Origin of the sequence: Paraburkholderia unamae (assembly GCF_003096875.1) — a bacterium.
Taxonomy (GTDB): domain Bacteria; phylum Pseudomonadota; class Gammaproteobacteria; order Burkholderiales; family Burkholderiaceae; genus Paraburkholderia; species Paraburkholderia unamae.
In genome coordinates this window covers 1-15,120 of the sequence record NZ_QEOB01000007.1, presented here as the reverse complement: position 1 = coordinate 15,120, position 15,120 = coordinate 1, and the positions used below count along the sequence as shown (strand labels likewise).

At 66.2% G+C, this 15,120-nt stretch carries 13 protein-coding genes; 10 read left to right on the top strand and 3 right to left on the bottom strand.

The features are described 5' to 3' along the window. Nucleotides 1-87: 87 nt before the first annotated feature. The 8 genes from C7402_RS15815 to C7402_RS15780 all read left to right on the top strand — a co-directional run bounded on the left by C7402_RS15815 (nucleotide 88) and on the right by C7402_RS15780 (nucleotide 9,676). A complete protein-coding gene (locus tag C7402_RS15815; RefSeq protein WP_116611262.1) occupies nucleotides 88-1,764 on the top strand; it encodes a SulP family inorganic anion transporter in 1,677 nt (558 codons plus the stop codon). A 227-nt stretch (nucleotides 1,765-1,991) separates the two neighbouring features. Beyond that, a complete protein-coding gene (locus C7402_RS15810; RefSeq protein ID WP_116611261.1) occupies nucleotides 1,992-3,401 on the top strand; it encodes a GH1 family beta-glucosidase in 1,410 nt (469 codons plus the stop codon). A gap of 150 nt (nucleotides 3,402-3,551) precedes the next feature. Beyond that, nucleotides 3,552-4,790 (top strand): ABC transporter substrate-binding protein, encoded by a 1,239-nt coding sequence (locus tag C7402_RS15805; RefSeq protein WP_116611260.1) that lies wholly within the window; start codon nucleotides 3,552-3,554, stop codon nucleotides 4,788-4,790. A gap of 8 nt (nucleotides 4,791-4,798) precedes the next feature. Then, entirely contained in the window at nucleotides 4,799-5,743 is a 945-nt protein-coding gene (locus C7402_RS15800) for a carbohydrate ABC transporter permease (RefSeq protein WP_116611259.1), read from the top strand. Continuing rightward, nucleotides 5,740-6,669 carry a carbohydrate ABC transporter permease gene (locus tag C7402_RS15795; protein ID WP_112172698.1) on the top strand — a complete coding sequence of 310 codons (930 nt, stop codon included), beginning with the start codon at nucleotides 5,740-5,742 and terminating at the stop codon, nucleotides 6,667-6,669. Before C7402_RS15800 ends, C7402_RS15795 begins: the two co-directional genes overlap by 4 nt. A gap of 10 nt (nucleotides 6,670-6,679) precedes the next feature. Further along, nucleotides 6,680-7,777 (top strand): ABC transporter ATP-binding protein, encoded by a 1,098-nt coding sequence (locus tag C7402_RS15790; protein ID WP_116611258.1) that lies wholly within the window; start codon nucleotides 6,680-6,682, stop codon nucleotides 7,775-7,777. A 32-nt stretch (nucleotides 7,778-7,809) separates the two neighbouring features. After that, nucleotides 7,810-8,817, top strand: coding sequence for a substrate-binding domain-containing protein (locus C7402_RS15785; RefSeq protein ID WP_208948944.1), 1,008 nt, complete (start codon nucleotides 7,810-7,812; stop codon nucleotides 8,815-8,817). Nucleotides 8,818-8,905: 88 nt separating this feature from the next. Further along, nucleotides 8,906-9,676, top strand: a complete 771-nt coding sequence (locus tag C7402_RS15780; protein WP_208948943.1) for an IclR family transcriptional regulator — start codon at nucleotides 8,906-8,908, stop codon at nucleotides 9,674-9,676. A gap of 62 nt (nucleotides 9,677-9,738) precedes the next feature. Here C7402_RS15780 and C7402_RS15775 read toward each other — a convergent pair whose 3' ends face one another. The 3 genes from C7402_RS15775 to C7402_RS15765 are packed head-to-tail and all read right to left on the bottom strand — an operon-like array spanning nucleotide 9,739 to nucleotide 13,258. Next, nucleotides 9,739-10,596, bottom strand: a complete 858-nt coding sequence (locus tag C7402_RS15775; RefSeq protein WP_116611256.1) for a citryl-CoA lyase — start codon at nucleotides 10,594-10,596, stop codon at nucleotides 9,739-9,741. Between the two features lies 1 nt (nucleotide 10,597). Next, the gene (locus C7402_RS15770) at nucleotides 10,598-11,794 is read right to left on the bottom strand and encodes a CaiB/BaiF CoA transferase family protein (protein WP_116611255.1); all 1,197 of its coding nucleotides are present in this window, start codon (nucleotides 11,792-11,794) and stop codon (nucleotides 10,598-10,600) included. Between the two features lie 24 nt (nucleotides 11,795-11,818). Next, the gene (locus C7402_RS15765; protein WP_112172692.1) at nucleotides 11,819-13,258 is read right to left on the bottom strand and encodes an MFS transporter; all 1,440 of its coding nucleotides are present in this window, start codon (nucleotides 13,256-13,258) and stop codon (nucleotides 11,819-11,821) included. Nucleotides 13,259-13,482: 224 nt separating this feature from the next. Between C7402_RS15765 and C7402_RS15760 the strand changes: the two genes are divergently transcribed. Both C7402_RS15760 and C7402_RS15755 read left to right on the top strand, forming a co-directional pair. Next, nucleotides 13,483-14,358, top strand: coding sequence for a DUF2092 domain-containing protein (locus C7402_RS15760; protein WP_165841901.1), 876 nt, complete (start codon nucleotides 13,483-13,485; stop codon nucleotides 14,356-14,358). Further along, nucleotides 14,355-14,840 carry a hypothetical protein gene (locus tag C7402_RS15755; protein WP_116611253.1) on the top strand — a complete coding sequence of 162 codons (486 nt, stop codon included), beginning with the start codon at nucleotides 14,355-14,357 and terminating at the stop codon, nucleotides 14,838-14,840. The genes C7402_RS15760 and C7402_RS15755 overlap by 4 nt, the downstream gene beginning before the upstream one ends. Nucleotides 14,841-15,120 lie beyond the last annotated feature (280 nt).

Here is a 15,120-nt window from a genome sequence, read left to right as displayed (position 1 = left end):
GCAACGCCCCCACGCGCTAACATACTGCGCCACTGAACCCGCAGAAAAAGGACCGCACGCAGATGTGGAATTCGAAAGGATGGCGTAATGGCGTTTGAACTGTTTCGTGGTGTACGGCCGCTTTCGCGCGCCTCGGCAATACGCGACGCGCTGGCCGGCGTGCAGCTCGCCTCGATGAACGTGCCGCAACTGCTCGGCTATGCGCGCATCGCGGGCATGCCTGCCGTCACCGGCCTCTATACCGGCTTTTTGCCACTCGTTGCGTTCGCACTTTTCGGTGCATCGCGGCATCTCGTGGTGGCCGCCGATTCGGCCACGGCCACCATTTTCGCGAGCCGCCTGACGACCATGGCCACGCCTTCGAGCGCGGAATATGTCGCGCTCGCGGGCATGACCGCCTTGCTCACCGCGATCATGCTGCTGATCGCTCGCGTGTTCCGGCTGGGCTTTCTCGCCGACTTTCTCTCGCGCACCGTGCTTGCGGGTTTTCTCACGGGCGTAGGCGTGCAGGTGGGCGTGGCAATGCTCGGCGACATGCTCGGCCTTACCGTCAATTCGCGGCGCACGGTGCTTCAGGTCAAGCAGATCGTCATGCAGTTGTCCGTCATCCATTGGCCCACGCTTGGCATCGCCGTGACCGTCGTCGCCGCCATTCTGATCTTCAAGCGCTACCGGCCGCGCTGGCCGGTGCCGCTCGTCGCCGTGGCGGGCAGCATTGCCTTGAGCGCCGCGATGAACTTCGCGGGCCACGGCATCTCGGTGATCGGTCCGGTGCAGGGCGGCATGCCGCGACTGAGCTTTCCCGCCGTGGGCTGGTTCCAGATGATCGACCTCTTGCAGGTGGCGGCCTCGTGCTTCGTCATCATCGTCGCGCAGAGCGCCGCCACGAGCCGCGCGTTTGCCGAGCGCTACGGCGAGCGCACCGACGAGGACGCGAACATCCTCGGCCTCGCTGCCGCGAACGTCGCGGCCTCGATGAGCGGCGCCTTTGTCGTGAACGGCAGCCTCACGCAAACCGCCATGGCCGACCAGGCCGGCGCGCGCAGCCAGTTCGCGCAACTCGTGTTCGCGGGCGTGGTGCTCGTGGTGTTGCTGTTTTTCAGCCGTCTGCTGCAATACCTGCCGCACTGCGTGCTGGCCGCGATCGTGTTTACGATCGCCGTGGGGCTCGTGAACATTCGCCAGTTGGTCGATATCCGCCGCGAGAGTCCCGGCGAATTCCGGCTCGCAGTGACGACGGCGCTCGCCGTGGTCGTGATCGGCGTGGAGAACGGCATCCTCATCGCAATCGGCCTGTCGCTGCTGCGCCATGTGCGCCACAGCTATCGCCCGCACACCATGGTGCTCGTGCCGAACGAGGAGGGCCACTGGCTGCCCGAACCCGCGCAGGCCGGCCAGATCACCGCGCCCGGATTGATCGTTTATCGCTTCGGCGCGGACCTGTTCTATGCAAACGACCATCTGTTCGTGGACGAACTGCGGTTGCTGATCGACAGGGCGCCGTCGCCGGTGCGTTGCGTCGTCGTCGACGCGGCGGCGATCACCGACCTCGATTATTCGGCGGGGCGGGCGGTGATCGACCTCTGCTCGGCGCTTGCCGAGCGCGGCGTAAAGGTGATTTTCGGGCGCGTGAACCGCTATTTGCATGCGGACATGGACCGGCATGGCATCACGCCCGTGATCGGCGTGGCGAACATCTATCCTACGTTACATGAGGCGCTCGCAGCGGTGCGGCCCGAACTGGGCACGCGCACGGAAGATTGATGCGCGTGTAGCAATAATACAAATGTAGTCGTTTTGAGCGGTCTGTGGCATGTGTAGCGACTACATAATAATGTCCAGAAAAACCCCGATTGCCCGGTCGAATTAGCCGCTGATATCGTGCGCTGGAGCGCTGTGGAAGCGCTTCCACTTCACCCGGAACCGGCTGCGCGCAGGACGCGCGCCGGCGTTCCCGCGCAGGAGGTTTCGTGACTCAGGACACCGTTACTTTGCCGCACGCCACCGCAGACGCTGATGTTGCCGAATTCGCAGCCATAGCCGACGACCCCTTCACGCCGCCCGCCGGCTCCGCACTCTGGCGGCGGGATTTCCTGCTCGGCGCGGCCACGGCCTCGTATCAGATCGAGGGTGCGGTCAACGAAGACGGCCGGCTGCCGTCGATCTGGGACACCTTCAGCGCAACGCCTGGCAAGGTGCTCGCGGGCGACACGGGCGCCGTGGCCTGCGACCACTATCACCGCTGGGAAGCCGACCTCGACCTGCTCACGCGCCTGAACTTCGAGGCGTACCGCTTTTCGATCGCGTGGCCGCGCGTGATGGACGAGGCGGGGCGGCCCAACGCAAAAGGCATTGCGTTCTACAAGCGCTTGCTGGAGCGTCTGAAGGAGAAGGGCATCCGCACCTTCGCGACGCTCTACCACTGGGACCTGCCACAGCATCTGGAGGACCGTGGCGGCTGGCTCAACCGCGACACCGCTTACCGCTTCGCCGACTACGCGGACCTGATGAGCCGCGAGCTGTCGGGCCTCGTCGACGCATGGATGACGCTCAACGAGCCGTGGTGCTCAGCGTATCTCGGCTACGGCAACGGCCACCATGCGCCGGGCCTCGCCAATGGCCGCTACGCCACGCAAGCCATGCACCATCTGCTGCTCGGTCACGGCCTCGCGACCTCGGCGCTGCGCGCAAACGATCCGGCTTCCGCCAAGGGCATTGTCGCGAACGTAGGGCGCGGCACGCCCGATTCGCCGTCCGAAGCCGACGTGCGAGCCGCGCGCCGCTTCGAGGTGCAGCACAACGCGTGGATTCTCGACCCGCTCCTCAAGGGCGAGTATCCCGAGGAACTGTTCGCGCTCTGGCCCGGCGCCGAGCCGTTGGTGCTGGAAGGCGACATGGAGACGATTGCCGCGCCGCTCGACTTTCTCGGCATCAACTACTATTTCCGCACCAACGTGAAGAGCGACGGCGCGAATGGTTTCATCGAGGTGCCGCTCGAAGGCGTCGAGCGCACGCAGATGGGCTGGGAGGTTCACCCCGACGGCCTGCGCGATCTGCTGATCGGCTTTTCACGCACGTATGAAAACCTGCCGCCGGTCTACATCACGGAAAACGGCATGGCCTCGGACGACCGCGTGCGCGACGGCCAGGTGGACGACGCGCAACGCATTGCCTTCCTCAAGCGCCATCTCGCGGCGGTCGATGCGGCGATCGCGGCGGGCGTGGATGTGCGCGGTTATTTCGTGTGGTCCCTGCTCGACAACTTCGAGTGGGCCTTTGGCTACGAGCGGCGCTTTGGCGTCGTGCACGTCGATTACGACACCCAGGTGCGCACGCCCAAACGCAGCGCGGAACTCATTGCGCGCTTCCTCGCGCGGCGGCGCGCGCTCGACGGTGCCTGACGCAAGCCGCTGATGCTTTTGCAGTGCTTTTGCAGCGCATGTGCAAATCAACCCGGGGCCGCCAACGCTCCGCATGGGCCGGAGTCAGTGCCTGAGCGCCTGACACCGGCCGACAACTGAAGCGCCGACTTCAGATCGACAGGAGACGCAATGAAGCACAACGCACCCGTTCTGCGCGGCATCGCGGCCGCGCTAGCGCTGGCCGGCGCATTGGCCGCCCACGCCGCCGAACCGCTCAAGGCCAACGTGATTCACTGGTGGACCTCGGGCGGCGAGTCGGCCGCGATCAAGCAGTTCGCGCAGGCCTACGATCAGGCAGGGGGCCAGTGGGTCGACAACGCGATCGCGGGTGCGGACCAGGCGCGCGCCACGGCAATCAACCGCATCGTGGGTGGCGATCCGCCCACGGCCGCCCAGTTCAATACGTCCAAACAGTTTCACGATCTGATCGACCAGGGACTCCTGAATAACGTCGATTCGGTTGCAAACAAGGAGAACTGGAGCGCCATCTTCCCCGAGTCGATTCTCACCGCCATCAAGGTCAACGGGCACTACTACGCGGCGCCCGTGAACATTCACATGCAGGACTGGTTCTTCTATTCGAAGCCCGCTTTCGCGAAGGCGGGCATCAAGGCAGAGCCGCAGAATTTCGACGAACTCTTCGCCGATCTCGACAGGCTCAAGGCCGCGGGCCTGATTCCGCTCGCGCTGGGCGGCCAGGCGTGGCAGGAGAAGATCACCTTCGACGCGATTTTCGCCGACATGGACCGCGATCTCTACATGAAGGTCTACCGCGACCGCGATGCGAACGCCGTGAATTCGCCGGCGTTTCGCAACGTGCTCACGACCTTCAAGCGGTTGCATAATTATGTCGACCCGGGCTCGCCGGGCCGCAACTGGAACGACGCCACGGCGCTCGTGATTTCCGGCAAGGCGGGCATGCAGATCATGGGCGACTGGGCCAAGGGCGAGTTCTCGGCCGCCCACCAGGTCGCGGGCAAGGACTTCGGATGCTTCCCCGGCTTCCCCAAGTCGCCGTACATGATCGCGGGTGACGTGTTCGTGTTTCCGAAGACCGACAACGCGCAGCAGGTCAAGGCGCAGCAACTGCTCGCCACGGTGATGACGTCGCCGTCCGCGCAGGTCGCGTTCAACCTGCGCAAGGGCTCGATCCCGATCCGCCCGGACGTGGACACCTCGAGCTTCGACATTTGCGCGAAAGAGGGCATGGCGATCATGAAGGACAAGTCGAGGCAACTGCCGAACCCCGAAATGCTGATTCCGCCCGACGTGCAGGGCGCGCTCCAGGACGTCATCACGAACTTCTGGAACAAGAACCAGCCGATCGAGGAAGCCCAGAAGGCCTTCGCCACCGCCATCAAGAGCTGAGCCGCGCCATGTACGCCCTCAAGCTGCATCCGGCCAAACGTCAGGCGGCGCAAGCGCGCAGCGCGCGCCCCATGCGCAAGCGGCTCTCGCTCGCGGCATGGATCGCGCTCGCGCCCATGGCGGCCACGGTCGTGTTCGCGTACCTGGGCACGATGCTGTGGACAGCGCGCGTCTCGCTGAGCTACTCGCGCTCGCTGCCCACGAACACCTTCGCGGGCGCGACGCAGTACGTGCGGCTGTTCCAGAACGACCGCTGGATCCTTTCGCTGCAAAATCTCGTGATCTACGGGGCGTGTTTCATCCTCGCGTGCCTCGCGATCGGGCTTTTGCTCGCGATCTTCATCGACCAGCGCGTTGCGGCCGAGGGCGCGCTGCGCACAGTGTTCCTCTATCCCTATGCGATGTCGTTCGTCGCGACCGGGCTCGTGTGGCAGTGGATCCTCAACCCCGAGCTCGGCGTGCAGGCGGTGCTGCGGCACATGGGCTTCACGCATGCGCGCTTCGACTGGATCGTCACGCAGCGCTTCGCGATCTATACGCTCGTGATCGCGACGGTGTGGCAGGCCTCGGGCCTCGTGATGGCACTGATGCTCGCGGGCCTGCGCGGCGTGGACGACGAGATCTGGAAAGCCGCGCGTCTCGACGGCATTCCGCGCTGGCGCGTGTATGCGAGCATCGTCGTGCCGATGCTCAAGACGTCGCTTTCCACGGCGTTCGTGCTGCTCTTCGTGATGGTCGTGAAGCTCTACGACGCCGTCGTCGCCATGACCCAGGGCGGCCCCGGCACCGCGAGCGAGGTGCCCGCGAAATTCATCATGGACTATCTGTTCAACCGCGCGAATATCGGGCTGGCGTCGGCGGCGTCGATCGTGCTGCTCGCCACCGTGCTCGCGATCCTCGTGCCGTTCTTTTATGCGCGCAGCCGCGCGGCGCTCAAGGGAGACCGGGCATGAGCACGCCACTGGCCGATTCGCTGCACCGCGCGCCCGAACGCGCGCGTCCCGCGCGAAGAGGGCGCAAGCCGCGCCGCCTTTTCACGCCCGCACGCCTTGGCGTGTATGCGTTTCTCTTCACCGCTGCGCTGTTCTTCCTGCTGCCGCTCTATGTGATGCTCGTGACGTCGGTCAAGCCGATGGAAGAGATCCGCCTCGGGCATCTGCTCGCGCTGCCCGTGCATTTCACGCTCGCACCGTGGCGCGACGCGTGGGCTTCGGCGTGCACGGGCCTCGATTGCGCGGGCATCCGCGTGGGCTTCTGGAACTCGGTGCGCATCGTCGTGCCCAGCACGCTCTTCTCGATCGCGGTGGGCGCCGTGAACGGCTATGCGCTCTCGTTCTGGCGGCCTCGCGGCGCGGGCGTGCTGTTCGGCATCCTGCTCGCGGGCGCGTTCATTCCCGTGCAGGTGATGGTGTATCCGCTCGTGCGCGTGCTCGCCTTCGTGCATCTTTTCAGTTCGTTGGCGGGCATCGTCGTGATCCACACGATCTTCGGCATGCCGGTGATGACGCTGCTGTTCCGCAACTACTATGCATCTCTGCCGCAGGAGTTGTTCAAGGCGGCGCGCATCGACGGCGGCGGCTTCTGGCGCATCTTTACGCAGCTCATGCTGCCCATGTCGGTGCCCATCATCGTTGTGGCCATCATCATGCAGGTCACGGGCATCTGGAACGACTACATTCTCGGCCTCGTGTTCGCGGGCACCAAAAACCTGCCGATGACAGTGCAGCTCAACAACATCATCAACACGACCACGGGCGAGCGGCTCTACAACGTCAACATGGCGGCCACGATCCTCACCTCGCTCGTGCCGCTCGCGATCTATTTCGTCTCGGGGCGTTGGTTCGTGCGCGGCATCGCCTCGGGCGCGGTGAAAGGCTAGGAGCCATGGCATGGGCAATCTGACCAACGTTGCGGTGCGCAACCTGCGCATCGATCTCGGCGCCAACACGATCATCGACGAACTCGACCTCGACGTGCGCGCGGGCGAGTTCGTGGTGCTGCTCGGGCCTTCGGGCTGCGGCAAGTCCACCTTGCTGCACAGCATCGCGGGCCTAGTGGATGTGACCGACGGCAGCATCGAGATCGGCGGCGAGGACATGACCTGGGCCGATCCGAAGGACCGGGGCGTGGCGCTCGTGTTCCAGTCGTACGCGCTCTATCCGACCATGAACGTGGAGCGCAATCTTTCGTTCGCACTGCGAATCAACGGCACGCCGAAGCCGGAGATCGAGCGCCGCGTGAAGCGCGCCGCCGACATGCTGCAACTCGGGCCGCTGCTCTCGCGAAAGCCCGCGCAGCTCTCGGGCGGCCAGCGCCAGCGCGTGGCGATCGGGCGCGCGATCGTGCGCGAGGCCGACGTGTTCCTGTTCGACGAGCCGCTGTCGAACCTCGACGCCAAACTGCGCACGGAACTGCGCCGCGAGCTCAAGCAGTTGCACCAGCAACTGGGCGCGACGATGATTTACGTGACGCACGATCAGGTCGAAGCCATGACGCTCGCTACCCGCATGGCGGTGATGAAGGGCGGGGCAATCCAGCAGTTCGGCACGCCCGCCGAAGTCTACGCGCGCCCCGAGAACCTGTTCGTCGCGACCTTCCTCGGCGCGCCGCCCATGAACCTGCTGCACGGCAGGCTCGAAGCCGACGAAGGCCGCCTGCGCTTTCGCGGGCCGGGTCTCGACGTCGATGTCTCGGGCTACCCGTTCAAGGCCGCGCCCGACCCGACGCGCGCCTGCGTGCTTGGCGTGCGCCCGGAGGACGTGCATGCAGGCGGCACGGCGCGCGCGCACGAAACGGTATGGCAGGGGCGCGTGACGCTCGTCGAACCCATGGGCAATCACCGCGTGCTGTGGATCGATCACGCGGGCGTGCAGATCGCCTCGATCGATCAGGACAAGACGCCGCTCACCACGGACGCGACGGTGCCGTTCGCGATCGACGGCGCGCATATTTCCCTCTTCGACGAAGCGACGGGCGACAGACTTTGATGACACCTCCCATCGACAACAAGGAACGAATCGTGGCGACCCTGAAAGATGTGGCGGCGCTGGCCGGCGTGGGCCTCTCGACGGCTTCGCGCGCGATCTCGGGCAACGGACCGGTGTCGGCGGAGGCGGCCGCGCGCGTACAGGCCGCCATCGAGCAACTGAACTTCCGGCCTTCGTCGATCGGCCGCGCGATGGCCACCAAGTCGCTCGGCATCATCGGCATCTTCGTGCCGACTTTTTTCGGCTCGTACTACGGCACCATCCTCAAGGAAACCGATACGCAATTGCGCGCCGTGCGCCGTCACGTGGTGGTGGCGACCGGCTGCGGCGAGGCTTCGCCGCGCGAGCAGGCCATCGAGGCGGTGCGCTTTCTGATCGGCCGCGACTGCGATGGCGTGGTGGTGATCAGCCACGATCTCTACGACGACGACCTGCAAATGCTGCACGCCATGCACCCGCGCATGGCGTTCCTGAACCGCGCATTCGATCAGTTGCCCGAAGCATCGTTCTGCGCCGAGCACTTTCACGGCGGCGAGCTCGCCGCGCGCACGCTCATCGAGCACGGTCATCGCGAACTTGCGGTGATCGGCGGGCCGTCCACGTCGTCGGACAATGCGGCGCGTCTGCACGGCTTCTTCGCGGAACTGGGGCGCCACGGCATCGATCGCAAGTCGGTGCCGCACATCGTCTCGGACTTCTCGCCCGAAGGCGGCTATGCGGCGGCCGGCGCGCTCGTTGAGCAAGGGCGACGTTTCACTGGCCTCTTCTGCGCGAACGACACGATGGCCATGAGCGCGCTCGCGCGACTTCAGCAAGCGGGCTTGCGCGTGCCGCACGACGTTTCGGTGATCGGCTATGACGACGACTATTCGGCCGCTTATATGGCGCCCGCGCTCACCTCGGTGCATATTCCCACGGCGGAACTCACGCGCAATGCGGTGCGCTGGCTGACCAATCAATGCTATGGCACGCAATGGCCGATCGAGCGCAGCTTTCCCGTGACCGTGACGATGCGCGCGTCGGTGGTGCGGGCGAAGTAAGGCGGCGTGCGGGGGCTGCGAACGGCGCGCGGCAGCCCGGCGAGATCGCGTAAAATCTGAGTCGTTCCCAACCCCGCCATTCATGCCCATGCCCGCGCAAGATCCGCTCACTCCGGTCAAGAAAGAAGAGGGCGTCGCTGTCATCGACCGTGCGTGTGCGATCCTGTTTGCGTTCCGCCCGGACGACAACGCGCTCACGCTCGCGGAGCTTGCGGCGCGCACCGGGCTCTACAAGAGCACCTTGCTGCGCCTCGCCGGCGCGTTGATCCAGCATCGCCTGCTGCTGCGCCTCGACGACGGGCGCTATCAGCTCGGCCCCGCGACGTTCGCGCTGGGCGCGCTCTATCAGCGCAGCCTGAATCTGGGCGACATCCTGTTGCCGCTCATGCGCGAACTGGCCGCGACGAGCGGGGAGAGCGTTTCGTTCTACGTGCGCGACAACGCCGTGCGCGTATGCCTGCATCGCGTCGATTCGCTGCACGTGGTGCGCCACCACGTGCGCGAAGGCGATGTGCTGCCGCTCGAAAGCGGCTCGGGCGGGCGCGCGCTGCTGGCGTTCGGCGGCGCGCCGGGCGAGCCCTTCGAGGGCATCCGGCGCGACTTCTACTGCATCTCCATTGGCGAGCGCGATCGCGAGACCGCCGGCGTTTCCATGCCCGTGTTCGGCGTGCACGAGACGCTGCGCGGCGTGTTCACGCTCGCGGGGCCGAGTTCGCGTATCGACGGCGCCTTCGTCGAGCGCCACCTCGACGCGTTGTTCGACTGCGCGGTGCGCGCTACGGACGCGCTCGGCGGCGACTCGCGCGCATTGCGCGCCGCTCAACGCGCCCACGCTGCGCGCGCCCGGCAAGACGCCTGAGGCCGCGCGCGGCGGGGAGGGCCGGGCGGCGCTTGCACGCGGGTGCCTTCACGGCGCGGCGCTCAAGACTCGTCGAGATGGCGCTCCTGCGCACCGGTATAAGCGTAGGCAATCTGCCGCGGCATCGGCCCCTTGTTGCGCTCGCCGCGTCCGCGCTGCTCCCACGCGTGCGCGAGTATGCCCACGGCGCGAGCGAGACAGAACACCCCGCGCGCCAGTTCCGGCGCGAAGCCCAGTTCCGCGTAAATAACAGCCGTCACGCCGTCGATGTTCATCGGCACGGGCCGGTCCTTGCGTTTTTTCAGCAGCGCTTCGATACCGCGCGCGATCGCCGCGTAGCGGCCCTTGATCGTGCCGGACGCCACGCGTGCGTCGACGAGCGCGAGCAGCCGCCCGGCGCGCGGATCGACGGGATGAAAGCGATGACCGAAGCCGGGCAGATACTTGCCGTGCACGGCGATGAACTCATCGACGCCGGCTTCCACGGCGGCCTCGAGCGTGCTGCCCGCCACGATGCGCGCCGCGATGTCGGCGTAAAGCTCGACTGCCTGCTGGCCCGCGCCGCCGTGCACGTCGTCGAGCGCGTTGAGCGCCGAGGCCATCGCCCCGTTGATCGGCAGTCCGCAACTCGTGGCCATGCGCGAAATCGCAATCGAAGGCGCGTGCGGGCCGTGGTCCACCGAGGCCACGAGCGCCGCTTCGAGCAGCGTGGCCTCGTCGTCGCCGGGTAGCTCGCCGCGCAGCATCAGCCAGATCATCTGCGGGAAGCTCACATTGCCGATCAGTTCCTGGATCGGATAGCCCCGCACCTTGATGGAGCCCGGATGGATGTCGATGATCGACGTGCTCCAGTAGTCGGCGCACAGGGCGGCCAGATCGGGAGCTGCGGGAGCGGCGGTGGCGGGGTTCGTCGTCGGCATGTCAGATCACTCCGTCGTGGTGCAGCGTGTCGATTTGGGCGGCGTCGAAGCCGAGTTGGGCGAGTGTCTCGCGCGTGTGGGCGCCGAGCGTGGGCGCGGGTGTGGCGGGGGCCGCGTCGGCGTCGGCCAGACGCAGTCCCGCGCGTGTCACGCGCTGAGCCGCTTCGCCGTGCGCGGCGTCGAACTCGCGCACGAAGCGCCGTTCGGCGAGATGCGGGTGCGCGAGAATTTCCGGCACCGAGAGCACGCGGCCAACGGGCACCCCGCGCGCGAGCAGGCGTGCCTCCCAGTTCGCCGCACTGTCTTGTGCGAGCGCCGTCTCGATCTCGGCCTTGAGTTCGGCGCGATACTGCTTGCGCGTATGGCGCGCGGCGAAGCGTTCGTCGCGGGGCAGGTCGGGGCGGCCGATCACGTCGCACAGACTGTCGAACTGGCGCGTTTCGTTCGCGGCGATGTTGAGCAGGCCCGAGCCGGTGCGGAAGGTGCCGGAGGGCGCGGCCGTGAAGTTTTCGTTGCCCATCGGCGCGGGCTCGACACCCGCGTTCAGGTAATTCGACACGACCCAGCCCATGGTCGCGAGCGTGGCTTCGAGCATCGACACGTCGAGCCGCCGGCCGCGCCCGCTCGTGCGCGCATCGACGAGCGCTGCGCAAATGCCGAACGCGGCGGTGAGTCCGCCCACTGTATCGGAGACGGGATAGCCCACGCGCAGCGGCGCGCTCAGCGCGTCGCCCGTCACGCTCATCACGCCCGACATGCCCTGGATGATCTGGTCATAGGCGGGACGGCTCGAAAGCTCGCCTTCGTCGCCGAAGCCGGAAATCGCGCAGTAGACGAGCGCCGGATTCACTTCGGATAGCTGATCGTAGCCAAGGCCGAGGCGATCCATCACGCCGGGCCGGAAGTTCTCGACGAGTACGTCGGCGTCGCGAACGAGATCGAGCAGAATGGCTTTGCCGCGCGGCTCTTTCAGGTTCAGCGTGACCGAGCGCTTGCCCGCGTTCACGGCCACGAACGATGCGCCCATGTTGCGCGCGGCGGCGTCCTTGTCTGCGCCGAGACGCCGCGCGAGATCGCCGCCTTCAGGATGCTCGACCTTGGTGACTTCGGCGCCGAAGAGCGCAAGTTGATAGGCGCAGAACGGACCCGCGAGCACATTCGACAGATCCAGGACGCGCACGCCGGCTAACGGGAGCATGTTTGCAGCCTCGAAAATAAAGGATTAACGGGAGATATCGTCGAGCGCGCGATTTTTCGTGCGCGGCCCGAAGATGCCGATGGCCGCCATCACCACGATCATTGCGCCGGTGATGAGTGCGAAGACGCCTGGCACACCGAAGTGACGCAGGGCGAACGCAATCATGAAGCCCGAGAACATGGCGGAGAGGCGCGACATCGAGTAGACGAAGCCCACGGCCGTGGCGCGCATGCGCGTGGGGAAAAGCTCGACCTGATACGCGTGATAGCCGACCGAAAGCAGCGTGCCGCCAAGCGTGATGAGCACGCCGAGGAACATGAGCATGGCGGCCGTGGTCTGCATGGCGAACAGCGTGCCGCACACGGCGATGGCGAGCGCGGAGAGCACGACGAGCGTCTTGCGTTCGATGCGATCGGCAATGACCATGCCGAGGAGCGGGCCGAACGGATTGGACGCGGCGATCACGAACGAGTAGAGCAGGCTGTGCGTGACCGTGACGCCCTTCGAAACGAGCAGGGTCGGCACCCACGAGGCGAAGCCATAGAAGCCGATGGCCTGAAAGAGGTTGAACACGAGCAGCGTGATCGTGCGGCGGCGGTAAGGCGGCTGCCAGATTTCGGCGAAACGCGCCTTGGTCGTGGCTTGCGGCGCGGCGGGCTCCACGGCGGGCGCGGGCAGAGGGCGGCCGTACTGCGCCTCGATCTTCGCTTCGAGTTTCGCGAGCACGCCCGCGGCTTCTTCGGTACGCCCGCGCTGGGCAAGCCAGCGTGCGCTTTCGGGCACGCGGCGGCGAATGGCCCACGCGATGAGCGCGCCCAACGCGCCGAACATCACGACCCAGCGCCAGCCGTCGAAGCCGAGCGGCGCGCGCGGCACGAACCACCAGGCGAGCAGCGCGACAGCGGGCACGGCCGTGTATTGCACGAGATGCACGAACGCGAATGCGCGCCCGCGCATGTGCTTGGGCACGAGCTCGCTCACGTAGGTATCGATGGTGACGAGTTCGACCCCCACGCCAATGCCCGCGATGAGCCGCCACAGGTTGATGGAGGGCGCGCTCGTCTGCAAGGCCATGATGCAGGTGGCGACCGAATACCAGAGCAGCGAGGCCGTAAACATCGTGCGTCGGCCGTAGCGGTCGGCAAGTCCGGTCAGGCAGAACGTGCCGATGAAAAGCCCCGCAAACGAGGCCGCCACGAAAGCGCCCAGCCCGGAAAAACCGAAGAACGAGGCCGTGGTGGTCGAGTAGAGACCGCTTTTGACGAGACCCGGCCCCACATAAGCCGTGAAGAACAGATCGTAGAACTCGAACCAGCCGCCCATGGCGAGCAGGAGCACGAGCGTCCAGATGGTGCGCGTGGCCGGCAGGCGGTCGATGCGCGCGTTGATCTCGGCCGCGCTGGCGTTGGCGGCGGCATAACCCCGGAGCGACTCGCTTGTCGCTTCGACTGGCAGGCTGGACATCGGACTCTCCTGGACTCTCTGTTTGGCTGAGGTTTGTTGTTCTTCGACGTTCTATCTAACAGAACGTCGTTCTAAAATAATGGCTCGATGATACTGTGTGGCGATGCGCGAACCGACCAGGGCTTTTACTGAGCCCGCGCAGCGAGGAAGGGCGGGTTCGCGGCATGCGGGGCCGCATCGCTGATAAGCTCGATCGAGCCGTCCGTGTTCGCCAAGGAGACGCCGTGAAGAAAAGAGTCTTTCCTGGAGTCATTCCCGCCACGCTCGCCGTGTCGGTCTGCGCAGCCGCCGTGCTCGCCGGCTGCGCGCATCCGCAAAATGCCGGGCATGCGCCCGTGCAATCGAACGTCCCGTCGCCGCTCGCCGATCTCGACAGTGGCGCGAGCGGGGCGGCGGCCGCGAGTGCGCCACCGGCCGTCGATGCACAGGCCACCGACGCGCTCGACGCCATGGGTGCTTATCTGCGCACGCTGCATCAATTCGAGGTCAGCGCGGACACCTCGACCGACGTCGTGCTCGACAACGGCCAGAATGCCGCGCTGCTGCGCCACACGGTGCTCAAGGTCAAGCGGCCCGACCGCATGCGCGCCGAGGTGACGGGCAACGGCAATGTGCGCGGCCTCGTCTACGACGGGCGTCATTTCACGATCTTCAACCAGAAGAAGGGCTACTACACACGCAACGACGCGCCGCCAACGCTCGATGGCCTCGTGCGCGAACTCGCGAATACCTGGCACATCGAAGCACCGCTCGCGGATCTGTTCTATTGGGGCAACGGCAAGGACGACAACGCGGCGATTACCTCGGCGCAGGTGCTCGGCGTGGAGAAGGTGGATACGCGCTGGTGCACGCATTACGCGTATCAGCAGCCGGGCGCCGACTGGGAACTGTGGATCGAGCAGGGCAAGCGCCCGCTGCCGTGCCACATGGTGATCACCGATACGACCCAGCCTACGCGGCCGCGTCATGAGGTGACCTACCACTGGAATCTGGCTCCGGCCTTCGGGGCGTCGACGTTCGTGTTTCATCCGCAAGCCGGCGCGAAGCAGATCGAGCTCAAGCCGGCGGCCGCGCGGCCTTCGTTCGAGGAGGCTCAATGACGATCAAGCGCACGCAGCAAGTCATTGCGGCCGGCATCGTCGTGGCGTTGGCCGCGGCAGCGCCCGAGGCGCTCGCGTTTCGCGGCATGGCGCGCACGAGCATTCATCCGATGGGGGGAGGATTTGGCGGCGGAGGGTTTCACGGACGCCCCGGATTCAACGGCGGCGGCGAGCAGTTTCATGGCGGGCCGCCACCTGGGCCGACGCCCGGTCCGCGTCCGCCGGGCCCTGGGCCGGCGCCAGGACCGCATCCACCGGGGCCGCCGCCGGGGCCGCCGCCCGCGCCCGGTCCTCATCCACCCGGGCCGCCTCCGCCGCCACCAGGCTATTGGGGCGGAGGTTGGTATGTCGACCCGGTGGCAGCCGCCGTGACCGTGGGCGTGACGGCTGCCGTGGTCGGTTCCATGGTCGCGACGTTGCCGCCGTCGTGCGCGACGGTCGTGATCGACGGCGTGGCGTATGAGCAGTGTGGATCGACGTAGTATCAGCCGACGTATGTCGGCACGGAGGTTCAGTACGTCGTGGTGACGGCGCCGCGGTAATGTGGCGCGCACAGCCGGTCTCGACAATCGGGTCGAGGCCGGCTGGTTGGGGCGCGGGCCGGTTTGGCGGGTTATCGATGTCTATTTTTCGTATTTAACATAAGACAAATTAGCGAACTTTTTTGTGTTATGGCTTTTTTGAAATGTCCGGTTCTGGCTCATTAGAAATGTCCGATTTCTGCCCTAGTTGACGCGCACGCTCGCGTGAGGCGTCGACCAG